Source organism: Companilactobacillus metriopterae (assembly GCF_002762335.1).
Taxonomy (GTDB): Bacteria; Bacillota; Bacilli; order Lactobacillales; family Lactobacillaceae; genus Companilactobacillus; species Companilactobacillus metriopterae.
Map to the genome: position 1 here is coordinate 1066526 of NZ_CP024610.1, position 23778 is coordinate 1090303.

The following is a 23778-nucleotide window of genomic DNA, read 5'->3' on the forward strand; positions in this document are numbered from 1 at the left end:
GGTTTTTTTTATTTAAATAAATCTGATTTCATATTAGGATTGAATTTTTGATTTCGTAACATATCAATTTCTAATTTGTATGGAGCTAACCCTTTTTTGTCATTCTCGTCTGCTTTTACATAAGGAGTTTCCATAATCTTAGGAATGTCCTCTAGTTGAGGATGATGAGCAACATAATTTAGTACGTCAAAGCCTATAGTACCAAAACCGATGTTTTCATGACGATCCTTATGAGATCCTTGTTCATTTTTAGAATCATTTAAATGAACGACTGAAAGTTTATCTAAACCAATTATTTTATCAAACTCATTTAAGACACCATCAAAATCATTAACAACATCGTAACCTGCATCATTGATATGGCAAGTATCTAAAGTGATTGATAATTTATCACTATTTTTACTTTGATCTAAGATAGAAGCTAACTGTTCAAAAGTAATTCCTACTTCTGTTCCCTTACCAGCCATTGTTTCTATTGCAATGGAAACTTTTTGATCTGGAATAATTGCTTCATCTAACGATTTTGCTATTTGAGTTAATGCAACTTCTGGACCTTCTCCAAGATGAGCACCTGGATGAAAACTTATTGCCTCTATTCCTAGTGCATCAGCTCTTAAAATTTCATCATGAATGAATGATATAGCAAATGGTAAATTCTCTGGTTTCACAGTATTTCCAAGATTAACAATATATGGAGCATGTCCTATAACATGTTCAATACCATATTTTTCAATAAGTTCTTTACCCGCAGGTATATTCATCTCTGAAATATCTTTTCTACGAGTATTCTGTGGTGGACCAGTAAAAATCATCATTGCGTTAGCTTCATAGCTTTTTGCTTCTTCAGCAGAGCCTACCAACATCTTAGGAGCCTTCATTGAAACATGGGAACCAATTATCATTGTATTTCCTCCATATATTTGTTGTTAATAGATATGTGCTTGATAGAATCGACCCAAAATTTTTACTGTATCTGTAACACTTACGAATGCATTTGGATCTGAATCATCCATGGCCGTTTCTAAATCGCCTAGCTCACTTCTTGATATAACTGTAAATAAAATAGTTTTCTGTTCATGTTTATAAGCACCTTCAACATCATGAACAATAGTTATTCCACGGCGCATTTCATTTTGAATCTCAGCAATGACTTTTTTAGGCTTTGATGTAACAATCATAACCTGTAATTTTTCATCTTTATTATAAATGAAGTCAATAACTTGACCATTAATAAAAATACCGATAGCACTATATAGTGAGTGAACCCAACCAAACAAGGCACCTGCTAGTACAACAATGACAATATTAAACATCATATTAATCGTACCAACACTACGTCCAGTTTTTTTACGTAAAATAATACCAAGAATATCAATACCACCAGTAGATATTCCGTTTCTCAATGCCATACCTGTACCAAACCCGTTGACAACCCCACCAAAAATAGCGCAGATAATAGGGTCAGCGGTTATTTTCATAGATGGTACCCAGTGCATCATTAAACTGGCGCAGACTACTGTAAATACAGTAAATAGCGTAAATTTGTGTTCGATTTTAAGCCAAGAAAGTATAAACAACGGAGCATTTAGTGCAAAGAACATAACACCTGTTGTCAAATGAACAGGTGCTTTTGAAGTAACGGTTGAAATCAATTGAGCAGCACCGGTGATACCTGAACCATAGATTCCTCCTGGTGACCAAAACATATTAACAGCAATAGAAACAGTTATTGAATAAATTATTGCCACTGAAATTTTTGACAAGTTTTGATGTCTAGTAATCAGTTTATCGATTTCATCCATAATAGGTAATTAATACTCCTTAAGTATCTTTGATAATTATGTAGTTTATATTATCACAAAATTAAAAATAAATAAGACTATTTCCAATGTTTTTCTATAAATGACTCTCTTCCACCAGATTCTTCAAGTTGATATCTTTCTGGATTCTTTTTGTAAAAATCTTGATGATATTCTTCTGCTTCATAAAATGGTTTTGCAGGTTCAATTTGTGTAACTATTGGTTCGTCAAATTTTCCTGAATTAACTAAGTTATTTTTTGACGCTTCTGCAATATTTTTTTGCTCCTCGTCTTTATAGTAAATAACAGGTCTATAACTATCTCCCCTATCTTGAAATTGTCCACCTGCGTCTGTTGGATCTGTGACTGTCCAGTATATTTCTACTAAATCTTTATACGAAATAACATCTGAATCAAATGTTATTTTTACAGCTTCAGTATGTCCTGTTTTTTCTGTAGAAACTTCTTCGTATGTGGGATTTTCTACATGACCACCTGTATAGCCAGATCTTACTGAAATTATACCTGGTTGCTGATCAAAAGGATGTACCATACACCAAAAACATCCTCCTGCAAATATTGCTGTATCTTCTTTCATAATTTGTCACTCTCCCTCGTCAACGTATTTTTTATATTCTGAATAACCTTTTTCATCCATCTCTTCATAAGGAATAAATTTCAGTGCTGCAGAATTAATACAATATCTCAATCCCCCATCATCTTGTGGACCATCAGTAAAGACATGACCCAAATGAGAATCAGCGTCACCACTTCTAACTTCAGTACGTTCCATACCAAATGAAGAATCCCTCTTTTCAACTAGTTTTCCAATTGGTTGGCTAAATGAAGGCCATCCGCAACCTGCATCATATTTTTTTGCAGATGAGAACAAAGGCTCACCACTTGTAATATCAACATAAATACCTTTTTTATAAAAATCATCATACTTTCCAGTGAATGCTCTTTCAGTTGCAGCATCTTGAGTAACCTTAATTGATTCTTCACTAAGATTTTTAAGATTTTTTTCATATTTTTTTGTCATAAACAAGATACCTCCAAATTAGTTTAATAATAAGTATAGTCTCTATCGTAGAGGTTTCCATGTTTTTGCTCTAAAAAAAAGACATTCTACATAGAATGTCTTTTTACATTAGTTAATTTTTTACAACATCAATTCCTAATTCAACCAATTGTTCTTCTGCAACAGCCATTGGTGCATGCGTCATTGGTTCAGTAGCATTAGAATTTTTAGGGAATGCAATAACATCCCTAATGTTTTCTTTTCCTGAAAGTAACATGGCAAATCTATCTAATCCGATTGCCAAGCCACCATGTGGTGGACATCCGTATTCTAAGGCATCTAATAGGAATCCAAATTGTTCATGAGCACTTTCTGGCGTGAAATCTAGTGCCTTCAACATCTTCTCTTGAATTTCCATGTCATGAATTCTGATAGATCCTCCACCAATCTCATAACCATTAAGAACAATATCATAACTTTGAGAATACGCTTTATGAGGATCCTCGTCTAAGTAATGTACATCTTCCTCGTTAGGCATAGTGAAAGGATGATGGGCAGCAGTCCATCTTTGGATACCTTCATCATATTCAAACAATGGCCAGTTGACGACCCAAACAAATGCAAACTCGTTTTTGTCATATAGTTCAAGTTCTTTTGCAATTGCTGTTCGAAGGTAACCTAAGGAATCAGCGACTACCTTAGCTCTGTCAGCAACAAATAGAATTAAGTCATTATTCTCTAAACCAAGACGATCTACAAGTTCTGATTCTTGATCTTTTATAAATTTAGCAACTGGTCCTGATAATTCATCGTCATTAAACTTAGCCCATGCTAAACCTTTAGCTCCAAATTGTTTGATATGTTCTTGATAAGCTTCGATATTCTTTCTTGAATACTTGTCAGCATTATTTTTTACAACAATTGCTTTAACTTGTCCGTCATTATCAATAGCACCTTTAAATACTTTAAATTCGCTATCTTTAAAAACATCATTTAGTTCTTGCAATTCCATATCAAATCTAATATCTGGTTTATCAGATCCATATCTTGCCATTGCATCATCATACTGTAATCTTGGGAATGGTAGTTTGACGTCGATTCCCTTTTCGTCTTTCATAACTTTGGCAATCAAGCCTTCAGTCATGGTTTGAATTTCTTCAGCTGACATGAAACTTGTTTCCATATCTATTTGTGTAAATTCTGGTTGACGATCACCACGTAAATCTTCATCACGGAAGCAATGTGCAATTTGATAATATCTATCAAAACCACCTACCATCAGTAGTTGTTTAAATAGTTGTGGAGATTGTGGTAGTGCATAAAAACTTCCTGGATAAACACGAGATGGAACAAGATAATCTCTAGCACCTTCTGGTGTAGATTTTGTTAAATTAGGTGTCTCAATATCTATAAAGTTATTTTCATATAAATACTCGTGGACAGAATGCTTGATTTGAGCTCTTGTTCTGATTGCCTTTTGCATTTCAGGACGTCTTAAATCAAGATAACGATATTTTAACTTAGTTTCTTCTGAGCTTTCAATATCGTCTAATATTTCGAAAGGTGTATTTTTTGATTTATTTAATATTTCAATATTTTCTACAATTACTTCAATTTTTCCTGATGGAAAATTATCATTTTGGTTATTCTCTTCGCGCATCTGAACTGTTCCATCAACACTTATAACATATTCAGAACGCAACTGATCAGCAATTGCCAATGCTTCTTCATGCTCGTCATTGAACACTAGTTGTACAATACCCTTGTGATCACGGAGATCCACAAAGATTAGTCCTCCAAGATTACGTCTTTTTTGTACCCAACCATTTAATGTAATTTGTTGATTAATGTATTTTTCGGTAATATTTCCACAATAATCTGTTCGTGTCTTCATATTTACTCTCCCTTAATTTGTTTTACTAAATTGGATATTGAAACTTTAATTTCTTCACCTGACTGCATGTCTTTCAAATTCACTAGGTCGTTGGCAATTTCTTCATCACCAATTGTAGTAGTGTATCTAGCATTTAAATTATTTGCTGTCTTGAATTGTGCCTTAACTTTTCTATCAAGATAGTCTTTGTCAGCAGAGATATTATTATCTCTTAAATTTTTTAAAATTTTGACAGATGCCTTATTAGCAACTTCTCCAATTGTAACTATGTAAACATCTAACTGTGATGGAGAAGGAATATTTTCTTCTTTAAGTAGAAGCATCAAACGTTCCATTCCTAATCCAAAACCAATTCCTGATGTTTCAGGTCCTCCGAGCTCTTCAACAAGACCATTATAGCGACCACCTGCCAAGATAGTAATTTCTTTATTACCAAAGGCTTCATCATTTGTTATAAATTCAAATATCGTGTGGTTATAGTAGTCTAGCCCTCGAACCATTGTAGAATCAACTTCAAATTTAATATCCATTTCTTTTAATAGTTCTTGAAGATATTCAAATCTGTTTTTAGATTCTTCATTTAGATAATCCAAAATTGAAGGAGCATTTTTAACTATCTCTTTGTCGTTTTTATCTTTACTATCTAAAATTCTCAAAGGATTTTTTTCTAAACGAACTTTAGAGTCATCACTTAGTTGATCCTTAAATGGAGTAAAGTAAGAAACAAGTGCTTCATGATAGTCTTGTCTGGATTGAGGATCGCCTAAAGAATTAAGAGATACTTTAATATCTTTTATCCCTAGTTTATTTAAAAATTGAATTCCCATTAAAATAATTTCTGCGTCTAGCTCTGGTGCATCAGAACCAAATGCTTCCACACCTAATTGATGAAATTGACGTTGACGACCTGATTGAGGTCTTTCATATCTAAACATAGGTCCCTTATACCAAACTTTGTAAGGCTTAGTATTTTCAGGTCCATACAACTTGTTCTCTACAAATGCTCTAACTACGCCTGCTGTACCTTCAGGTCTTAGAGCAACGTGGCGATCACCCTTGTCATAAAAATCATACATTTCCTTTGAAACTATATCTGATGTATCCCCAGAAGATCTTTCAAATACTTCGTATGATTCAAAAATTGGTGTTCTTATTTCTGAAAATCTATAATTTAAAAAAATATCATTAGCTACCTGTTCAACATATTCCCATTTATAAGATTCTGAAGGTAAAATATCCATAGTACCCTTTGGTTTTTGATATCTCATGTTATGTTCTCCTTTAATAACCACACAAAAAAACACCCTTGCCAAATAAAAGGACAAGGGTGCAGTTGCACGGTACCACCTAGTTTTTTTCTACAGTTAACGCCTGTCATACGCTTTAAAATCATCACAAGTTTCAACTATCTGTTTTCACCAATATCAGATTCTCTGTAAGTTGATTTGTCGGTATTTATATATTTAAATTTAGTTAAATTAATCAGGATTGTCAAGTATTGAATAAAATCTTTTATTTACAGTGAATAATTTTATGAAAAATATAGTATTATTAATATTAAGAAGCAATCCTAAAGGAAATATAACATATGGAAGAGATTGTAAAATTAATTAAAAAATATAGATTGTTTATCATTATTATTATCTTACTTTTAGTGTCTAGTGTTTCAACTGTAGTACTTGCCAATGCTAATACTGTAGTTGTCGGATCAGATTCTGTGAATGTCCGTGTTGGACCAGGTCTATCCTATTCAAATATGGCACAAGTAAAAAAGGGTGACAAGTTAACAATTATTTCAGAAAAGAATAAATGGTATCAAGTTAGATTAGCTGGAGATAAGATTGGTTGGGTGGCCAGTTGGTTGCTAGACAATACTGACGTTAGTTCAACAACTAATAAAGTCGGTATTATTAAAGTGCCTAACACAACTATCTTCAAGTCTGCCAGTGCCTCCAGCGATGTTTTAGGAACTGCTAACCAATCTACAAAAGTTGCTATCCTATACCAAGAATCTGATTGGACACAAATTCTATATAAAGGTACTGCTGCATGGGTTAAGAGTGAGTTCATAGAAAATACTTCTGAAACAACAGATTCGACTCATTCGAGCTCAAGTAATAATAAAAAATCTTCTAATAGTAATTCTAATATAAAAACTGTTACTGTAACTCAGGCAAATACAAAATTAAGAATTGATCCTAATTCTTCTGGACGAATAGTGAAGACTGTTCAAGTGGGAAAAACATTTGATTACTTAGGTAAAGATGGTGACTGGTATCAAGTGAGAGATTCTGATGGATCTGTTGGTTATGTTGCTAGTTGGGTAGTAACAATTTCCGGTTCAAAAAGTGCTGTTAAAACCGCTGCATCCACAATCTCAGAATCAACAATTGTAATAGATGCTGGTCACGGTGGCGATGACGTTGGTGCTGAATCAGAAAATGGTAAGTACGAAAAAACATATACCCTTGCCTATGCCAAGGCAATTAAAAAAGAACTAGAAAAAACTGGTGCCCGTGTAATTTTAACTAGATCAGGTGATGATTCTAAGACACTTGGTGATAGAGCTCGTCTTTCAAGTAAAGAAAACGCTGATGCTTTTATAAGTTTGCACTTTGATTCTAGTGAATCAAACAATGATGGTTCTGGTGTAACTACTTATTACTATGCAGATAAAGACAAAAACCTAGCAACTTCAATTGATAATCAACTTAATACATTACCAATTGACAATAAGGGTGTTAAACAAAAAGATCTTTATGTCTTACATTACAATAGCCAACCAGCTGTTTTACTAGAGTTAGGATACATAAATACAAAATCTGATTATAAAAAAATAAAATCAGATTCTTACAAAGAAAAAATTGCCAGTGATGTTGTTGCTGGATTAAAACAATATTTCAAATAAAAAAAGACACATTTATAATGTGTCTTTTTTTATTATGCTCATTATTTCAGTTAAATTTTTTAATTGATAGTTAGAATTAGTTTTCTCATTATTTCTAATTAGAATCGTCTTTGCATTAACAGAATTGCCAAAATCAATATCTACTTTTCTATCCCCTATTACCCATAGCTTTTGACTTGGAATATCATATTTTGAAATCAAATAATTTAACATTTCAGGATCTGGTTTTCTAATGTGATGATCTGAAACACTAACTATTTCTTCAAAGTAATCATCAATACCTAATTTTTTTGTAACTTCAAAAATTGATTTATCTCTATGTGTGAAGATAAATTGAGTAATATTTTCCTTTTTAAAATAATCTAGAGTTTCAATAGTATCTGGATATAATCTAATTAAATTTTGAAAGCTTTTTTCCTGAATACGATAGTCTTTATAAAATTCAGCAACTTTATTTTCATCTAAAAGTAAATTTGAGACATAATCCCTGATTGAGGTTTTTATTACTTCTGACTTTATATCTGATTCTCTAATATTTATTCCAAAGTTTTTTTTCAATGAATACTGTGTTGCTTTTACCATTCCCGGATAACTATCGGCAAGGGTACCATCAAAATCCCAAACAATTGCTGATTGCATTATTATTTCTCCAAAATTATAGTAACAGGTCCATCATTCAGAATTGACACTTGCATATCTGCTCCGAATTCTCCCTCTTCAACTTTAATATCATATTTTCTTAACTCTTCATTAAATCGATTGTACAATTCTTTTGAATTTTCAAAATTACCTGCTTCAGTAAAGCTAGGACGATTACCATGTCTGGTGTCTGCTAGTAAAGTAAATTGAGAGATAGATAAGATTTTGCCATTTTCAGTTATTAATGAATTATTCATTTTATTATCATGATCTTGAAAAATTCGCATATTGACTATTTTTCTTGCAATGTATTCGATTGTTTCTTGATTATCATCATCTGTGAATCCCACCAACAAACAAAGCCCCTGATCTATCTGACCAAGGACTTTGTTATCAACTGAGACACTAGCAGATTTAACTCTCTGTATAACTACTTTCATTAATCTACAGTCCTCTTTATTTCATATACGTCTGGAATAATTTTAATTTTTGATATTAGAGTATCTAAGTGATCTTTATTATTCACACCAACAACCACATGAACAACCGCAGTTTTATTGGTGTCCAAACGACCATTGATGTTATTCAAAGTATTAGTTGTTGAATTAATAACTTGTAGAATATCGTTCAACAAGCCATTTCGGTTGAATGCATAAATATCTAATTCGACCAGATATCTCTTATCAGTTGTAACATTATCCCAACTTACTGCCATATGTCTCTTTTTTGCATCTTCTGTTTGCATGTTGGGACAATCAGCACGATGAATTGTTAGTCCTCTACCCTTAGTGATGTAACCAACAATTTCATCACCAGGTATGGGGTTACAACATTTAGCTAATCGTGTAAGCAAATTGTCTACACCCTGCACATTAATGCTTGAATCTTTGTTAGATTCTGGAGTTTTGGTTGATGAGAATTCCTTTTTAGGTGTTTGTGCTGTAGAAGTTTCTTCTTCAGAAATTCTTCTCTCATCAATCTCTTTTTGTTCAGCAGCTTTTTTATTTTCTGGATCTTCACTTACTATTTTATGAATAACGTTAGTAACAGAAAGTTCTCCATAACCGATAGCATTGTAGAGTTCATCTATATCTGTGAAATTAAAGATTTTCATTGCTGAGTCTAAATGACTTTTATCAAGATATCTTTTAGAAAGATTCTTTTCTTTAATTTCATTTTCTAATGAAGACTTACCTAGTTCTATATTGTTTTCTCGATCTTTGATTCTAAAGTAACGTTTAATTTTATTTTTAGCACGTGATGTGTAAGCTGTATTAATCCAGTCACGACTTGGACTTGCATTATTGCTAGTCATCATCTCTATGATATCGCCGTTTTTAAGTTGATAATTCAGTGGAACCATACGACCATTAACTTTTGCACCAACAGTATGATTACCAACTTCAGTATGAACATGATATGCAAAATCTAGAGGAACAGAGCCTTTTGAAAGTTCAACAACTTCTCCTTGAGGTGTAAATACGTAAACTCGATCGTTAAATATTTCGCCTTTAACAGAGCTCATAAAATCTGAAGCATTTTCCGAATTTTCTTGAAGTTCAATGATTTCTCTAAATAGATCTATTTTTTGTTCATTTTCATCAATACTTGCACCCTCAAAGTTACCTTCTTTATAAGCCCAGTGTGCTGCCACACCATATTCAGCAACTTCGTGCATTTGAAATGTTCTAATTTGTACTTCTAAAGGTTGTCCACCTGGTCCGATAATTGTGGTATGCAAAGACTGATAACCATTGGCTTTAGGCACGGCAATGTAATCTTTAAATCTTCCCGGAATTGGTTTCCATTTTGAGTGAATTGAACCTAAAATGGCATAACAATCTTTCACAGAATCAACCATTATTCTTATAGCTAATAAATCATACAATTCGGAAAACTGCTTGTGTTTATCAACCATTTTTTTATAGATTGAATATATATGTTTAGGTCGACCATAGATTTCGTAATTCATACCTAATTCGTTAACAGCGCCCTTAATGAAATCTATAGCTTCTTCAATATATTCTTCACGTTGATCACGCTTGCTGTTCATCAGATGAACAATTCGATAATATTGTTGCGGATTTATATATAGAAGTGATAAATCTTCAAGCTCCCACTTAATTTTACTAATACCTAATCTATCAGCTAATGGAGCGTATATTTCCATTGTCTCGGTTGCAATACGTCTTTGCTTATCTGGTCTTAGTGCTTTTAATGTTCTCATATTGTGCAATCTATCAGCCAGTTTAACCATGATAACTCGCAAATCCTTGGAAGTTGCTAGCAACATTTTTCGATGATTTTCTGCTAATTCTTCTTGATGAGAGCTATATTTAAATTTACTTATTTTTGTTACACCATCAACAATAGTGGCTACTTGCTCACCAAATAGTTCTTCAACATCCCCAAGTGTTATATTTGTATCTTCAACAACATCGTGTAAATACCCTGCAGCAACTGTATATGGGTCCATTTTCAAAGATGCCAGTATTTCGGCAACTTGAGTTGGATGAACTATATATGGAATACCAGAAGCTCTTTTTTGTTCTTTATGAACATACGCAGCAAAATTGTATGCTTTATCAACAAACGCTACATGCTCTTCATTCATATATTTTTTACATATATCTAGAACCTGTTCGGGTGTATAATCGTCTATTTTTTTCATAAATTAAACTTCCCATTCATTTAATTTTTGTTCTGATTAAATACAAAATAAATCAAAAGACTTATGACTAAATAAATACCTGCTAAATAATAACCATATTGACCATGTTGTATGAAGACACTAATAATAAATATTAGTGGGAAAATAATTAGATTATAAAATGATAATTCATATTTATGAGCAAACCATCCAGTGAAGCCTGAAAAAATTATATTTACAATAAAGAATAACCATATAATACGGTCAGATTGTGAGATATGAAATACTGTAAATATTAATGGCAAAATAAAAACCAATATTAATGCTGTTAAAAACATATATACAGTTTTTGACTTACTTAGACGGTTATATAAATCTTTCATTCTAATTATCTCCTAATTGTTGTAATTCGTAGTTAAAAGAAATTGCAGATAAGAAGTACATTGGTGCTGTTTCTGCCCTCATGATACGTGGTCCTAAACCAGCAGCCGTGTATCCACTTTCTTTGAGGAAATCTATTTCCTCAGGTGCAAAACCACCTTCTGGACCGAAAACCCCTATTATTGAGGTTGGTTTTTTTGCTAATTCTTTGGCCATCAAAGATTGTTCACCATCTTTAGCTGACTCTTCATATGCCACAATTTTACTTTCAGCAGATTCTTTTAAAAGATCTTTCATAGAAGAGTAATAAATAACTTCAGGAATTATTCTTCGTTTGGACTGTTGTGCAGCATTTTTTACAATTTCATTTATTCTAGATATTTTCTTTTCTACTATATTACTCTTCCAATTCATAATTGAATACTTTGAGGAGAATAATATTATTTTTTTTGCACCTAATTCAGTCGATTTTTGAGCAATCCACTCTACTTTGTCTTTTTTAGATAAAGAACAAGCAACAATCAAGTCTACAGGCATTTCAGTAGATGGTCTATTATCTTTCTCAACATCAAATATAATTTGTTTTCCATCTACATCGATCTGATCAATAATAGCTTTAAATAATGCTTTAGATTGATCTACTAAAAATAGTTCATCACCCGTTTGATGTCTAAGTACTACCGCAATATGTTTGAACAGATCCTTATCGTCAACTGTGTACCGATTGCTATTTATAATATTATTAACGAAGTATTGCTCCATCTTCTGCCTCTATCTCTATTTTTCTGCGACAAATTAACGTTGTCCATCCATTTAAATGCAAGCTCTCTAATACAACAAAACCTTGCTCACTCATCAAATCAGTAATCCACTGCTCTTTTTCTATAATTATTCCGGACAAAATTACATAACCATTTTCATTTAGATGGCTATCGATATCTGGAATGAAGATTTCTAATATGTTGTACAAAATGTTAGCTACAATTACATCAGCTGTTTCATCAATTCCATCTAATAAAGAATTCTTCAAAACCTTTATATCATTACAATCTGGATTAAGTGAAATATTCTTTTTGGTCATTTCAATTGCATTATCTTCTATGTCCAATGCAGTTATATCCTTTACTCCGAGCATTTTGGCATAGATTGCCAAAATACCTGTTCCCGTACCTACATCGAATAATGAATGAGAATTACCCAATATTGTTTCAAGTGCCTGTAGAGATGTAAATGTTGTAGGGTGAGTACCCGCTCCAAATGATTCCCCAGGGTTGATTAAAATAGTGCTCTCTTTTTCATCAATTGGTTGGTAATCAATCCAACTAGGTACAATAGTCAAGAATCTGCTTACTTGTACTGGATGATAATACTCTTTCCATGAATCTTTCCATTCAGCATCGTCCATATCTGATACTAGAATTTTAATATCATCTACTGAAAATTGATACTTTTTCAAATCCTGTATCTTTCCTTTTAAATTATCTACAAAATTATTATCAAAATTTTGTTCTTCAAAATATGTATTAACTTCATTAAAGTCTACATTTGAATCTACAAATTCTGTACCATTTGCACCGCATTCTTCAAAGATGTTTGTAATAATTTCATAATTAAATTCTTTAGGAATATGAACGCTAATCTTTTTCCAAATCATATTAACATCCCCTTTTGTGTTATTAATAGATTACTAAAAAAGCACAACAAAAAAAAGACGTATTCACGTCTTTATTGAAGAATTAAACTAAAAGATTCTCTAAATTTAATAGATTTTTCTTCTATTAGTTTTTTTGATTCTTCTATTTGCTCATAATTAACAGTGTTTCTTTCAAAGTTGATACCTTGCATACCGTCAATTAATACCACAAAATATTCATTTAAATTATTAGCAATATCTGATCCTTTTAGATTATATTTGTGTATAAATGAACTTGAAAAAATCATAAGTTTTTTTACATTCCAAATATAATTGTCTTCTAGCCTTTGATAATTTTCATAAGTCAGAGCTTCACCACTGTCTATTACTTTAATTGTTTTAAAGTACTCTGAAAATATATCTCTATATGTCAAAAATCTTTCAAGGAAGATATTTGCGTCAATAATTTGTTTTTCATTTTTTATTGTCATCATAATTATCAACACCTCTATTCTTAAGTTATTTATATATTAATTATATCTATATAAAATTCTTATATCAATCATAAAGTGAAAATAATGTTTAAGTTTTTTGATAAAGAAATAACCTATCTTAATGATAGATAGGTTATTTCTTATCCGTATATTTCGTTGATTTTTTGCGAAGATCTTTATTATCCTTAAATAACTCTTGTGCCTTTTGGAGTTTTGCAGGATCCTTCTTGAATGCTTGAGTCATCTTACTAAAATCATTTTGGGTATTACCCAGTCTGGTTTTTTTCTTTTTATTAAATAGACCCATGATTATTACCTCAATTTTTATCTAATGTTATTATTATAAAAGAAAAGAGGAGCATTGTTAATCTATGAGTAAAAAAAATAAAAAAATTTCTAAAACCTTAGTTGAAAAAATATTAGATAAACAAAACATTGAATATACACCACTTGAGTTTCAAACGATTGATGGTGTTACTGATAAGTCTATGCAAGACGGATACAAAATTTATAAAACATTAGTTTTAACAGGAAATAAAACAGGACCTATTGTAGGTGTCATTCCATTAGACATGCACTTAAGTTATAAAAAATTAGCCCAAATATCAGGAAATAAAAAAGTTGGCATGGTTCCTTTAAAGAATTTGATTAAAACAAGTGGTTTTGAACATGGTGCAAATAGTCCTGTAGGAATTAGGTCTTTACATAATTATCCCATCTATTTTGATGATAATGCAAAAGCAGCTGACAAAATAATAGTATCGGCTGGTAAAGTTGGATTTTCTGTTTTGATCAATCCTCAAGATTTAGCAAAATCAGTAGATGGCGAATTTGGAGATTTTGCAGTAGATCAACCAGAATAAAACTTTTGCAATAATTTTAATTAATACTAAAATATGGAATATAAATATTTGAAGGAAAGATAATGGATCAGTCAGAAAAATTAAACATATTGGATGATGTTCTTCGGATAAAAACGGTTAATGGAAATGAAAAAGCCGTCGCTGATTACCTAAAAGAACTATTTGAGAAACATGGAATTGAATCAGAATATGATAAAGTTGATGAAAACAGATTTAATCTTATTGCTTCTATAACAAAGGGTAACGGAAAAATCCTTGGATTCACTGGCCACGAAGACGAAGATTTTCATGGCAATATCAAGTTTATTGCAACTGTTGGTGAAGAACTAGGAGAAATTGGTTCAAAACAATTGGCTAAAGAAGGATTTGCTAACGATTTAGATGCTTTAATAGTTGGTGAGCCAAGTAATGCTTCAAGTATAGAAACCATTCATAAGCTTATTCAAAGTGGACTTTTAGAAGTTCCCCAACCTAATCCAACTGACTATGGCCGTCACTCTGCTTTTTGTGCACACAAAGGATCTCTTGATTACGATGTTATCTCCCATGGACGTTCTGCGCATAGCTCAATGCCTCAATTAGGAATCAATGCTATTGATAACTTGGTTACTTTCTACAATAAAGAAAAAGAGTATTTTAATAAAATTATTGAATATAATGATGATATTTTAGGTAATAATTCCCCTTCTGTTACGATATTTGATGCTGGTGACCAAAGAAATACAATTCCTGATATTGCTACATTAAAAGGAAAAATCAGAACAATTCCAGAATATGATAATGACAAAATAATTGCAGGACTTCAAAAAATTGTTGATGATCTTAATTCTTCTGATCCCAAAATGAATCTTGAACTTATCATTCAAAGTAGCAACTGGCCAGTTAAAACAACACTAGATTCTGAATTTCTAGCTGAAGTAAGATCTGCAGCAAAAGAAGTTCTTAATGAAGATATACTACTTGTAGGTGCACCAGGTGGAACAGACGCATCTCAATTCTTCAAAGAAAATCCTAATCTTCATGTTGTTGTTTTAGGTCCTGGAAATGAAACAGCACACCAAATAAATGAATTTATGGAAGAAAAAGATTATTTTGATTTCATTGAAATTTATAAATTAATTGCAAAAAATTATTTAAAATAAAAAGCTAAGTGGAAATAATCCACTTAGCTTTTTTTATTTAATATTTTAATCAAAAAAGAGATCTTACGATCTCTTTAATTAACATGAAAAATGTCTCTTGTAAATATCTTAGCTTCTATATCTTTTATATGATTATCAATTCTGTTAGCAACAATTAATTCAGAATCTGATTTGAATTTCTCCAAATCGTCTATCATTACAATATTTTCAGGAAGAAGAGACATTTGTTTTTCTGTCATCATTGGTTCATAGATATTTATTGTTTCAACATCTTTGGAAACCTGATTCAAAATATCTATAATTGCTGCAGATCTGAAATTATCAGATCCACTTTTCATGATTAGACGGTAAAAACCAACTTTTTGTAAATTCTTACTTTTAATTTCTTGTGATATAAAAATTTTACGGTCATGGTTTGATTCAACAATGCTGTCCACTAGAGGACTTTCAATTCCTTTGAATTCCATGCGCATCTGTGCTGTATCTTTAGGCAAACAGTAGCCACCATATCCAAATGATGGATTATTGTACCCTTCACCAATTCTCGGATCTAACGAAATACCATCTATCAATGCTTCAGAATCCAAACCATTTGCCATTGCAAAGGAATCAATTTCGTTAAAATATGCAACTCGCATAGCTAAGTATCCATTAGAAAATAGTTTAATAGATTCTGCTTCAGAAAATCCAACCAATTTTGATGGAGATTTTTCTGAGATTTCTACGAACATTTCTGCCACTTCTTCTGATAACTCCTTATCTTTCCCACCCACAATAACTCGTGAAGTATTAAAAATATCAAAAACTGGATGATTTTCTGTTAAAAATTCCGGAACCATAAGAATATTTTCTATATTCTTTGATTTCTTTAATTTTTCTGTAAAACCAACTGGAACAGTCGACTTTATAATAAAAGTTCCTTGATAATTCATTTCCAATGCATTATCAATTGTATCTTCAATTGATTGTGTATCAAATGCACTTGTTGCAACATCAAAATTTGTTGGTGTAGAAATAATCATAAAATCTGTATCTATAGTATCTACAAATTGATCTGTGAAAGTTAAATTATCATTATTCTTAATGATTTCAACAGCTCTAGATTCCTTCAGTGTTGAGACTTCATTTTTTAATAAATTCATCTTTTCTTGATCAATATCAAAACCAATAATTTCATTTTTTAGAGATAGTGCTAATGCATTTGCTAATCCAACATATCCTAACCCAATAATAGCTACTTTATGTGCCATGTTAATTTCCCCCATTTGGATCTAAAGTTAGTTCGACACTTTGACGAGTTCCCCAATTTTTTGACTGTCTTAGTGTTAAAAGTGAATATACTTGAAGCATTGAACATAAATAAAAGTTTATGATTGTGCTCAATGGTGCCAATATTAAAAATTCTAAAAATTGTCTAGTTTTAGTCATATTCAAAGGATTAGTTTTTAAAGTTCTAATGCTTCTTACATAAGATAAAATAATTACGTAAAATACTACTTCAAAAGGTATCTTTTGATTTAAAACTGGAAATATAATTAAAACAAAAGGCAAAATCACAGAATAAAGAACAAAAGAAATATATTGTGTAAGTGTTAACCACCAGACAGGTTCAGAAATTTTCTGATTTTTTAATAACCAGACTCCGCCCCACCAGAAGCTTTTCCACCATCTAACACGTTGACGAGTCAAATGACTAAACTTTTCGGGTAACATTGTATAGCCAATTGATGACTCTTGAAAAACTGTGTCTCCCAATAGTGATGCATATTGAGTAAGCATGCGATCATCACCAAAATTGACTTTTTCTCCAAATATTTCTTGATTTAAATAATCATCTAAAAATTGATTAATTACATCTTTTCGATAAAATGCTAGGCCTCCGCAATTAACTGCAACTGCCTTCCATTTAGACCAAGCTGAACGTCCATTTGTAAATGACGAGACAAAACCCAGTCCAGTAACCTTAGTTAAAAAATTAGTACTATTGTAATTCAATAATGTTCCACCAACTGACATTACACGGTCATCGTTAAATGGTAGAATCCCCTTTTCTATCGCATCTTCTTTTAGGATAGTGTCACTATCTATAGTAATGAAAACATCTGCATAGTTCATAAAACGCTTAAATGCATGCGACTGTGCTACACGTTTGCCTGAATTTTCAATATATTTGTAGTAAATATTAACGTTAGCTTCACGGGCCTTTTGCTTAACTAATTCAGAAACATTATTTTGTAAATCAGAACCATCTTCCATTACAGCGATGTAATCTACCGGAACGGTTTGATTTATAATACTATCTAAAACTTCAGAAACAATTTTTGGATCTTCATTATATACGGGAATAATAACAACTTTCTTTAAGTCCGGTATATTACCTTTGTACTCCACGTTCAAACATGCAGAAAGAATGATAAATGCCATCCATCCAAATGAAATTATAATAAAAGGTCCAGTCCATGAATATCCACTAGACAACTTCATTACTTGATATATTAAACATCCAACTATAAAAGTAAATGTAGTTATATCTATTATTTTTTCCCCTATAGAAAATATAACTAATTGTGACTTAGGAAGTCTGTATTCGAATCTTTTCTTCTTTATAGCTTTCTTACGATCTTGATAGATCAACTGTGATTCTCTTCCACTCTTATTTATTAGCACCCCAATGCAAAAGAGTAATAGAATTATGAATCCAATAAAAACCCAGCCCATAAGGAACCCCACCTTTTTGCTCTACAGATTCACAAAAATAACATCAATATATTCTGTTTTCAAAAAAAATTTTACTTTTTATGATATAAAAGAATTAAAACTTATATTAGTTTTTTTAATAAATTCAGATGTTTCTTTTTATGTTGATGTTATATTACCACAATATAATCGTTAATTTAACAGTATTTATGTAAAAAATTAAATTTTTTCATAATATATATTTATTATTAATTATATTTTAATTTTTATTATTAGATTAATTTAATTTATAATCATTTTTTTTAATAAAAAAAGGTCACATACCATTTATACAGGTATATGAACATTTAAATTATGGAAGATACAGGTTTCCTGTTGGTTAATCTCAAAACAAATCATAACACCTCAAAACGCACAAATTAATTGAGCTTTCAGTAAATTATTAATACGCTATATAGTTACATTACTCAAATAAGTTCAAAAGACCTAAGTTAAATGTAGTCAAATTGTAGTCATTTTATAATATATAAAAAAGCCCCTACCAATTAAGGTAAAGGGATTTCATATATCATAATATCTATTATTTTGTTTCTATTAAGTAATTGTATAGTCCAGATATCGTAGAATCAACTAGATCGACTGTTTTACCATCAATTGATACTTTTAATATTTTTAATGAATCTTCAAAGTCTGGTACTTCTAACTGTTGATTCGCTACAAATTGATCGGTACTTTTATACTCAGCTACATTTTTAACATTTCCGTCTAACAAATAAACAATATTTAGCATAATTAAAATCTCCTTTTATAACACACATTATGTTCTCTTTTTTGGATTAATCAAATTGAATATTTTTTAAATTTAACTAAAAAGCCTCTACCAATTAAGGTAGAGGCTCTTTTAATTATAAAGTCTTAAATTTATTCACAGTTTCTTCAATTGTTCTACCGCTTGTAAAAACATTTGCATTGTTCTTATCTATTACATTTCTAACTAAATAACTATCAAGCTCTATCTTCTTCGATGCTTAACAAAGGTGAAAAAATGTAAAATTAACGAGAGTAAAATAAAGAAAATAATAGTGAAACTTAAATAATTTATCCAAAAATTTTGAGTACTTAATATATTACTAAAGAATTTTTGAATAGCCATTGTAATTAATGACATAACTGAAATCATAAAAAATAATTGGATATATCTTTTCATTGTATTATTTATCCTTTTCTTTTTTGAGTCTATTTTTCTGCTATATTTTTTAAGTATTTTAATTTTGTTATTAGATATTGTTTTTCTTTTAAACGTATTAGTAATTACAACTTCACCAATTTTTACTGTTCCAGCGGCACTCATCACTCGATCGATAGTTTTAAAACTATCATCTGTTACTCCTGTGAAAAAATTTTCTAAACTGCTGGTATAGCAAGATACAATACTTAAATATTTTTTTCCTTTTAAATCTCCAGGAATTGTATCACCATTGTTTTTAAAATGAACTATTTTTGGCCTTAAACAATCAAAAAAATGTTTCATAAGTCCTGATAGTTCTCTCCAATATGTCGGAGCAGCAAATACATAAGCATCAGCTTTTTTCATTTTAGAATACAATTCTTCAAGTACGATACTGCTTTCGTTTTTCTTATTAGGTTCTATTTTATAATCATCTAGATAAATCACCTCATATTTACAATTTTCAGATAAATTAGATAATAATATTTTTAAAGCAGTTCCAGTTATACCATTTTTCTTATGTGAACTTAAAAAACATAACACTTTCATCAGTATTTCCCCTTCAATCGTTTTTTTATATGCAATTTTATTTTATCTTTAAATACCATTTGAAATAAAAAATATTAAGCCATTTTACATAATTATGATATATATTCAAATATATTTTACTATGGTAAACTTAACTTATTCAGGAGGATATTTATTATGAAAAAAAATATTACAAATATACTAGCCAGTTTAGTTCTACCATTATCGGCTTTTGGAATTTTCACTCCAACAATTGCTAATGCTGATACTATCCCTATGGCGGAAATTCAGAAATCTAATTCAAATCAAAATATTATTCCACATGTGACAAACATTCAAACGGGTAATTTTTTATATATAATATCAAAACCTACTGATGTACAAACTCTTAGTGGAATAAGTCCGTTGATGATAATTAATCCCGATAATATTTTTCACTATTCAGATGTTAAAGTAACGATGAGTGATGGTACTACACTTTTAAGATATAAAGGGGAACTATACGTTAACATGTCAAATGTTGAAGCAAATATTTTAAGATAACTATTAGGGTGGAAATAAATGGAAAATTTAATATTTAATAAAGTTATATCAAAACGTGGTGTTCTTTTAACCCCAATTATATTAATAATAGGATTTCTTGGTCTAACATTTGAATTACCATTAGATTTTTTGTGGTTACCAATTTCTGGTGGTTTATCTCTATATTTAATGTTTGGTAAAAATGGATTGAAAAACTTACTGAGAAAACCTTTAAATGGAAGTTGGTTATTTATTTTAGGAATGATAATTCTATCATTTCTTTTGTCCATAGGTACATCTAAATTTGGCGAAATAGTTCTAAATAATACTTCAAACGAAAACTCTATAGCAGATATACTTTTAAAAGGACAATTACAAGATAAACTTTATACTATTTCTACTGTATGGATTTCCTTAATTGGTGAAGAATTAGTCATTGCTGCTCTTACAATTCCAATAATCATTTATATGCTTAAAAAAAATTCGAATTTAAATTATAACAAAACTTTCTTTATTACATCGATTATCACAGGAGTTATTTTCGGATTAATTCACTTACCTACTTACAATTGGAATATTTATCAATGTATCATTGTAATTGGTTTAACTAGAATACCATTCAACTATGCATGGAAACGAGCAGATTCACTCTGGGGTGGTATAATAGCTCATATTATATTCGATTATATTTTATTTATTCCTCCATTTCTTATTTCATTCCTACATCAATAAAAGTATATAATATAATTTAAAAAGCCCCTACTAAACCTAATTAGTAGAGGCTCTTTTATATTTATCAAAAATCATAGCTATTATATATTGACCTGATCGGCAAGAATATACTTATCTGTAGCTATTCTGTAATACACTTTTCCATCATTTTGATTTGTATGTTGTTGATCTGTAAACCATGCAGTATTTTGTGGAGCAACTTCTCCAATCGCATGACCATTATAGTCAAATACTGATGCTGAAAGACCATCTTTAACAATAACAACTGATGTAATAGGTACATTGACCCAATCTTTATCTACAGTAGGAATATCGATACTAGGATTACTAATAGTTGGTCTAGAAAATCCTGGGTCTATTTCTGATCCTGTAATATCGGCATTAGCAACTGTCGGTGTCATTAAGCCGAAAGCGCCTACTGATGGCATAATAATTGCAAATCCTGCAAGTAATATCTTAAAAGATTTTTTCATGTTAATATCCTCCTTATGTAACACCTGCATTGTGCCCTTTTTTATAGATTATATCAAATTAAATATTTGTTACATTTAAATAAAAAAGCCCCTACTCGATTTGAGTAAGGGTTTATTTATATACAAATATGTATAGGGATTTAACATGCGACCGGGGGGATCGCATATAAAACTCTAACATTAATTATAATTAATTTCTATATTCCAGCTTTAATATATTTTATTTTCCTGTATACCCAGAACCTTGAGTAAACTGAACAGGTAAATATAAATTAGAAGCAATCTTATACGCTAGTACTCAATTCTTCATTGGATATAGAGTACCATCATGTTTCCATGAAGAACCACCTACTAGTTAATTATCCACTTTATCCTCTGTTTTTTCACCTAAGTCATTAACAGTGTGTGCATGCTCTGATTTAGGTAAATTAATCACTAAAACATCTTTAAAATTAGTAATCTTTTGAGGAATAAAGATATTAGTAGCTATTTGATAGAATGGCAAGTTTTCATTTGTAAGTGCCACAATGGAATTTGATACCCATTCTGAGCTAGGTGTGATATCTGTACCCATGTTAGGATTACCGTTTTTATCATATGTAGTAAATGCTTTAAAATGATTATTTGTTACTTTAACTATATTATTTACTGTATTTTCTTTTGCCACTTGTTCATCCAACTCCATTCATTAAGTCTTTTGCTATTGGATCTTTAGTAATTCCCATTTCCGCGAAGTATGGATATGGATCAACGTGATCTCCACCAAAGTTTTTAGTGACCCATGAATGAATTTTAATACCTGGAGTATTAACCCCTCCTTGGTCTAAAGTTAATGGAATACCATATAAATTAGCGTAATATCTAGCTAAATTAATATATGCTCAATAAGCAATTTTAAAAGTTTCTGGACTAGTAGAACGTGCAAACTCAATTTGAACCAGTGCGTATGAATTAGCATTTAATGCTCCCCAAAATACATAGCCAGGTTCTCCAATTTGATAAATCTTTTCTTTCGTATCATAAGCACCAACGAAATGAGTTGTATATGCATTACCAAAATTATCATACATGTAAGAGGCTTCATTTTTAACAGCTCGTTCGTTCTTTCTATCTGAGTCATTACCAGACTCATGTAGGATAATAAAACGTTTTCTGCAATTCTACTATCACTTTGATTGCTTGTTAGAGCATATGTTTTATTGATTGTATTTAAATCCATTGGTTAGTCCTCTTTTCCTTTGTTATTTACTTGTTCATCTGTTGGTTGCCAACTTGAAGTATCTGCCTTGTTGCTTTCAGTCTGTGATGTTTCATAGACCAATCCTAATGCACCACCTAGGGCTAGTAGTGTTATTACCCCTAAAGATTTTCAAAAACGTCTGGGTCATTCAAACGTTAATGTCACAATGAATATATATGAACACGCTACTGAGAATAGTGATAAAAAATACTTAATGCTTTAGATAAAATATAAAATGTAGTCACAGAAATAAAAAAGTACCGTAGCCCCTACAGCTATAGTACTTTTTTATAGTTTATAAGGAAGATACAGGATTTGAACCTGCGCACGAATACGTATATTCGCTCGGCGGATTTCGAATCCGCTGCATTACCACTCTGCCAATCTTCCATAAAAATGCCTTGCGACATTTTAGTATTTCATCAATGTAAACATATCATAGTCTTTAATTTTATCGCGGCCATGTAGGTCCATTAATTCTATCATAAAGGCTGTACCAACTACTTCACCGCCCAGTTTTTCAATCAACTTGATAGTTGCAGCTAATGTACCACCTGTTGCCATCAAATCATCTACTACTAAAACCTTTTGTCCTGGTTTAATAGCATCAGTTTGCATATACAGTGATCCCTGTCCATATTCTAAATCATATGTAACAGATACTGTTTCTCTAGGTAGTTTCCCTTTTTTTCTTGCCGGGGCAAAGCCTACGCCCATACTATTTGCCACGGGACATCCCACAATAAACCCACGTGCTTCTGGACCAGCAATTAACTCTGCTCCACGTTCTTTTGCGTATTTAACAATTTCTTCTGTAGCTGCAGCGTACGCTTCACCATCTAGCATTAGTGGTGAAATATCACGAAATAATACTCCTGGTTCCGGAAAGTCTGGAACGTTGGCAACATATTTCTTAAAGTCAATAGTCATCAA

The 23778-nt window shown here is 31.1% G+C and carries 27 protein-coding genes and 1 tRNA gene; 5 read left to right on the forward strand and 23 right to left on the reverse strand.

The window, feature by feature from the left end:
• Positions 1 to 8: 8 nt before the first annotated feature.
• The 6 genes from CS873_RS05230 to hisS form a co-directional block, all read right to left on the reverse strand.
• Positions 9 to 902, reverse strand: a complete 894-nt coding sequence (locus CS873_RS05230) for a deoxyribonuclease IV (RefSeq protein WP_099974821.1) — start codon at positions 900 to 902, stop codon at positions 9 to 11.
• Positions 903 to 926: 24 nt separating this feature from the next.
• Positions 927 to 1802 carry a YitT family protein gene (locus CS873_RS05235; protein ID WP_099974822.1) on the reverse strand — a complete coding sequence of 292 codons (876 nt, stop codon included), beginning with the start codon at positions 1800 to 1802 and terminating at the stop codon, positions 927 to 929.
• 77 nt (positions 1803 to 1879) lie between these two features.
• Positions 1880 to 2398, reverse strand: a complete 519-nt coding sequence (gene msrA / locus CS873_RS05240; protein WP_099974823.1) for a peptide-methionine (S)-S-oxide reductase MsrA — start codon at positions 2396 to 2398, stop codon at positions 1880 to 1882.
• Positions 2399 to 2404: 6 nt separating this feature from the next.
• Positions 2405 to 2842: a peptide-methionine (R)-S-oxide reductase MsrB gene (gene msrB / locus CS873_RS05245; protein ID WP_099974824.1), complete on the reverse strand. Its 438-nt coding sequence runs from the start codon at positions 2840 to 2842 to the stop codon at positions 2405 to 2407.
• A gap of 112 nt (positions 2843 to 2954) precedes the next feature.
• Positions 2955 to 4715: an aspartate--tRNA ligase gene (gene aspS, locus CS873_RS05250; protein WP_099974825.1), complete on the reverse strand. Its 1761-nt coding sequence runs from the start codon at positions 4713 to 4715 to the stop codon at positions 2955 to 2957.
• 2 nt (positions 4716 to 4717) lie between these two features.
• The gene (hisS, locus tag CS873_RS05255) at positions 4718 to 5983 is read right to left on the reverse strand and encodes a histidine--tRNA ligase (protein WP_099974826.1); all 1266 of its coding nucleotides are present in this window, start codon (positions 5981 to 5983) and stop codon (positions 4718 to 4720) included.
• A gap of 320 nt (positions 5984 to 6303) precedes the next feature.
• On the opposite strand from hisS, the gene CS873_RS05260 reads away from it, so the two are divergent.
• Positions 6304 to 7623, forward strand: coding sequence for an N-acetylmuramoyl-L-alanine amidase family protein (locus CS873_RS05260; RefSeq protein WP_099974827.1), 1320 nt, complete (start codon positions 6304 to 6306; stop codon positions 7621 to 7623).
• Between the two features lie 12 nt (positions 7624 to 7635).
• On the opposite strand, the gene CS873_RS05265 is transcribed toward CS873_RS05260, so the two are convergent.
• From CS873_RS05265 to CS873_RS08130, 8 genes are all read right to left on the reverse strand, one after another.
• Complete coding sequence (locus CS873_RS05265) at positions 7636 to 8262, reverse strand: HAD-IA family hydrolase (protein ID WP_099974828.1); 627 nt, start codon at positions 8260 to 8262, stop codon at positions 7636 to 7638.
• 2 nt (positions 8263 to 8264) lie between these two features.
• On the reverse strand, positions 8265 to 8702 hold the full coding sequence (dtd, locus tag CS873_RS05270) for a D-aminoacyl-tRNA deacylase (RefSeq protein WP_099974829.1): 438 nt from the start codon (positions 8700 to 8702) through the stop codon (positions 8265 to 8267).
• The gene (locus CS873_RS05275; protein WP_099974830.1) at positions 8702 to 10933 is read right to left on the reverse strand and encodes a RelA/SpoT family protein; all 2232 of its coding nucleotides are present in this window, start codon (positions 10931 to 10933) and stop codon (positions 8702 to 8704) included. The genes dtd and CS873_RS05275 overlap by 1 nt, the downstream gene beginning before the upstream one ends.
• Before the next feature lie 20 nt (positions 10934 to 10953).
• Positions 10954 to 11295: a hypothetical protein gene (locus CS873_RS05280; protein WP_099974831.1), complete on the reverse strand. Its 342-nt coding sequence runs from the start codon at positions 11293 to 11295 to the stop codon at positions 10954 to 10956.
• A 1-nt stretch (position 11296) separates the two neighbouring features.
• Positions 11297 to 12055 (reverse strand): RsmE family RNA methyltransferase, encoded by a 759-nt coding sequence (locus CS873_RS05285; protein WP_099974832.1) that lies wholly within the window; start codon positions 12053 to 12055, stop codon positions 11297 to 11299.
• The gene (gene prmA, locus CS873_RS05290) at positions 12036 to 12947 is read right to left on the reverse strand and encodes a 50S ribosomal protein L11 methyltransferase (RefSeq protein ID WP_099974833.1); all 912 of its coding nucleotides are present in this window, start codon (positions 12945 to 12947) and stop codon (positions 12036 to 12038) included. Before prmA ends, CS873_RS05285 begins: the two co-directional genes overlap by 20 nt.
• 71 nt (positions 12948 to 13018) lie before the next feature.
• Complete coding sequence (locus CS873_RS05295; RefSeq protein WP_099974834.1) at positions 13019 to 13420, reverse strand: hypothetical protein; 402 nt, start codon at positions 13418 to 13420, stop codon at positions 13019 to 13021.
• A 133-nt stretch (positions 13421 to 13553) separates the two neighbouring features.
• On the reverse strand, positions 13554 to 13727 hold the full coding sequence (locus CS873_RS08130) for a hypothetical protein (RefSeq protein ID WP_169922453.1): 174 nt from the start codon (positions 13725 to 13727) through the stop codon (positions 13554 to 13556).
• A 64-nt stretch (positions 13728 to 13791) separates the two neighbouring features.
• Between CS873_RS08130 and CS873_RS05300 the strand changes: the two genes are divergently transcribed.
• Entirely contained in the window at positions 13792 to 14283 is a 492-nt protein-coding gene (locus CS873_RS05300; protein WP_099974835.1) for an aminoacyl-tRNA deacylase, read from the forward strand.
• Between the two features lie 62 nt (positions 14284 to 14345).
• Complete coding sequence (locus CS873_RS05305; protein WP_099974836.1) at positions 14346 to 15425, forward strand: M20/M25/M40 family metallo-hydrolase; 1080 nt, start codon at positions 14346 to 14348, stop codon at positions 15423 to 15425.
• 74 nt (positions 15426 to 15499) lie between these two features.
• Here CS873_RS05305 and CS873_RS05310 read toward each other — a convergent pair whose 3' ends face one another.
• The 4 genes from CS873_RS05310 to CS873_RS05325 all read right to left on the reverse strand — a co-directional run bounded on the left by CS873_RS05310 (position 15500) and on the right by CS873_RS05325 (position 19899).
• Positions 15500 to 16675 carry a nucleotide sugar dehydrogenase gene (locus CS873_RS05310; RefSeq protein WP_169922454.1) on the reverse strand — a complete coding sequence of 392 codons (1176 nt, stop codon included), beginning with the start codon at positions 16673 to 16675 and terminating at the stop codon, positions 15500 to 15502.
• Position 16676: 1 nt separating this feature from the next.
• The gene (locus CS873_RS05315) at positions 16677 to 18143 is read right to left on the reverse strand and encodes a glycosyltransferase (protein ID WP_099974838.1); all 1467 of its coding nucleotides are present in this window, start codon (positions 18141 to 18143) and stop codon (positions 16677 to 16679) included.
• Positions 18144 to 18702: 559 nt separating this feature from the next.
• Positions 18703 to 18912, reverse strand: coding sequence for a DUF4649 family protein (locus CS873_RS05320; protein ID WP_099974839.1), 210 nt, complete (start codon positions 18910 to 18912; stop codon positions 18703 to 18705).
• Positions 18913 to 19134: 222 nt separating this feature from the next.
• Positions 19135 to 19899 (reverse strand): flavodoxin family protein, encoded by a 765-nt coding sequence (locus tag CS873_RS05325; protein WP_099974840.1) that lies wholly within the window; start codon positions 19897 to 19899, stop codon positions 19135 to 19137.
• 156 nt (positions 19900 to 20055) lie between these two features.
• Here CS873_RS05325 and CS873_RS05330 point away from each other — a divergent pair, with 156 nt between their 5' ends.
• Both CS873_RS05330 and CS873_RS05335 read left to right on the forward strand, forming a co-directional pair.
• Positions 20056 to 20421 carry a hypothetical protein gene (locus CS873_RS05330; protein WP_099974841.1) on the forward strand — a complete coding sequence of 122 codons (366 nt, stop codon included), beginning with the start codon at positions 20056 to 20058 and terminating at the stop codon, positions 20419 to 20421.
• 18 nt (positions 20422 to 20439) lie between these two features.
• On the forward strand, positions 20440 to 21132 hold the full coding sequence (locus tag CS873_RS05335; protein WP_099974842.1) for a CPBP family intramembrane glutamic endopeptidase: 693 nt from the start codon (positions 20440 to 20442) through the stop codon (positions 21130 to 21132).
• Between the two features lie 80 nt (positions 21133 to 21212).
• Here the strand turns inward: CS873_RS05335 and CS873_RS05340 are convergent, their stop codons facing one another.
• The 5 genes from CS873_RS05340 to CS873_RS05360 all read right to left on the reverse strand — a co-directional run bounded on the left by CS873_RS05340 (position 21213) and on the right by CS873_RS05360 (position 23775).
• The gene (locus CS873_RS05340) at positions 21213 to 21605 is read right to left on the reverse strand and encodes an SLAP domain-containing protein (protein WP_099974843.1); all 393 of its coding nucleotides are present in this window, start codon (positions 21603 to 21605) and stop codon (positions 21213 to 21215) included.
• Positions 21606 to 21960: 355 nt separating this feature from the next.
• Positions 21961 to 22272 carry a hypothetical protein gene (locus CS873_RS05345; RefSeq protein ID WP_138108139.1) on the reverse strand — a complete coding sequence of 104 codons (312 nt, stop codon included), beginning with the start codon at positions 22270 to 22272 and terminating at the stop codon, positions 21961 to 21963.
• A 214-nt stretch (positions 22273 to 22486) separates the two neighbouring features.
• The gene (locus tag CS873_RS05350) at positions 22487 to 22675 is read right to left on the reverse strand and encodes a hypothetical protein (protein ID WP_099974845.1); all 189 of its coding nucleotides are present in this window, start codon (positions 22673 to 22675) and stop codon (positions 22487 to 22489) included.
• Positions 22676 to 23145: 470 nt separating this feature from the next.
• A tRNA-Ser gene (locus tag CS873_RS05355) sits at positions 23146 to 23235 on the reverse strand.
• 21 nt (positions 23236 to 23256) lie between these two features.
• Positions 23257 to 23775 (reverse strand): adenine phosphoribosyltransferase, encoded by a 519-nt coding sequence (locus CS873_RS05360; RefSeq protein WP_099974846.1) that lies wholly within the window; start codon positions 23773 to 23775, stop codon positions 23257 to 23259.
• Between the last annotated feature and the right edge of the window lie 3 nt (positions 23776 to 23778).

Excerpts from the sequence above, each read along its gene's own strand:
- CS873_RS05235 (WP_099974822.1), bottom strand. The coding sequence starts at position 1,802 with ATGGATGAAATCGATAAACTGATTACTAGACATCAAAACTTGTCAAAA.
- CS873_RS05275 (WP_099974830.1), bottom strand. The coding sequence starts at position 10,933 with ATGAAAAAAATAGACGATTATACACCCGAACAGGTTCTAGATATATGT.
- msrA (WP_099974823.1), bottom strand. The coding sequence starts at position 2,398 with ATGAAAGAAGATACAGCAATATTTGCAGGAGGATGTTTTTGGTGTATG.
- msrB (WP_099974824.1), bottom strand. The coding sequence starts at position 2,842 with ATGACAAAAAAATATGAAAAAAATCTTAAAAATCTTAGTGAAGAATCA.
- CS873_RS05320 (WP_099974839.1), bottom strand. The coding sequence starts at position 18,912 with ATGCTAAATATTGTTTATTTGTTAGACGGAAATGTTAAAAATGTAGCT.
- CS873_RS05285 (WP_099974832.1), bottom strand. The coding sequence starts at position 12,055 with ATGGAGCAATACTTCGTTAATAATATTATAAATAGCAATCGGTACACA.
- CS873_RS05230 (WP_099974821.1), bottom strand. The coding sequence starts at position 902 with ATGATAATTGGTTCCCATGTTTCAATGAAGGCTCCTAAGATGTTGGTA.
- CS873_RS05325 (WP_099974840.1), bottom strand. The coding sequence starts at position 19,899 with ATGAAAGTGTTATGTTTTTTAAGTTCACATAAGAAAAATGGTATAACT.
- CS873_RS05335 (WP_099974842.1), top strand. The coding sequence starts at position 20,440 with ATGGAAAATTTAATATTTAATAAAGTTATATCAAAACGTGGTGTTCTT.
- CS873_RS05315 (WP_099974838.1), bottom strand. The coding sequence starts at position 18,143 with ATGGGCTGGGTTTTTATTGGATTCATAATTCTATTACTCTTTTGCATT.
- CS873_RS05330 (WP_099974841.1), top strand. The coding sequence starts at position 20,056 with ATGAAAAAAAATATTACAAATATACTAGCCAGTTTAGTTCTACCATTA.
- CS873_RS05260 (WP_099974827.1), top strand. The coding sequence starts at position 6,304 with ATGGAAGAGATTGTAAAATTAATTAAAAAATATAGATTGTTTATCATT.
- CS873_RS05295 (WP_099974834.1), bottom strand. The coding sequence starts at position 13,420 with ATGATGACAATAAAAAATGAAAAACAAATTATTGACGCAAATATCTTC.
- CS873_RS05360 (WP_099974846.1), bottom strand. The coding sequence starts at position 23,775 with ATGACTATTGACTTTAAGAAATATGTTGCCAACGTTCCAGACTTTCCG.
- CS873_RS05350 (WP_099974845.1), bottom strand. The coding sequence starts at position 22,675 with ATGTATGATAATTTTGGTAATGCATATACAACTCATTTCGTTGGTGCT.
- aspS (WP_099974825.1), bottom strand. The coding sequence starts at position 4,715 with ATGAAGACACGAACAGATTATTGTGGAAATATTACCGAAAAATACATT.
- CS873_RS05265 (WP_099974828.1), bottom strand. The coding sequence starts at position 8,262 with ATGCAATCAGCAATTGTTTGGGATTTTGATGGTACCCTTGCCGATAGT.
- hisS (WP_099974826.1), bottom strand. The coding sequence starts at position 5,983 with ATGAGATATCAAAAACCAAAGGGTACTATGGATATTTTACCTTCAGAA.
- CS873_RS05340 (WP_099974843.1), bottom strand. The coding sequence starts at position 21,605 with ATGAAAAAATCTTTTAAGATATTACTTGCAGGATTTGCAATTATTATG.
- CS873_RS05305 (WP_099974836.1), top strand. The coding sequence starts at position 14,346 with ATGGATCAGTCAGAAAAATTAAACATATTGGATGATGTTCTTCGGATA.
- CS873_RS05300 (WP_099974835.1), top strand. The coding sequence starts at position 13,792 with ATGAGTAAAAAAAATAAAAAAATTTCTAAAACCTTAGTTGAAAAAATA.
- CS873_RS05310 (WP_169922454.1), bottom strand. The coding sequence starts at position 16,675 with ATGGCACATAAAGTAGCTATTATTGGGTTAGGATATGTTGGATTAGCA.
- CS873_RS05280 (WP_099974831.1), bottom strand. The coding sequence starts at position 11,295 with ATGAAAGATTTATATAACCGTCTAAGTAAGTCAAAAACTGTATATATG.
- CS873_RS08130 (WP_169922453.1), bottom strand. The coding sequence starts at position 13,727 with ATGGGTCTATTTAATAAAAAGAAAAAAACCAGACTGGGTAATACCCAA.
- prmA (WP_099974833.1), bottom strand. The coding sequence starts at position 12,947 with ATGATTTGGAAAAAGATTAGCGTTCATATTCCTAAAGAATTTAATTAT.
- dtd (WP_099974829.1), bottom strand. The coding sequence starts at position 8,702 with ATGAAAGTAGTTATACAGAGAGTTAAATCTGCTAGTGTCTCAGTTGAT.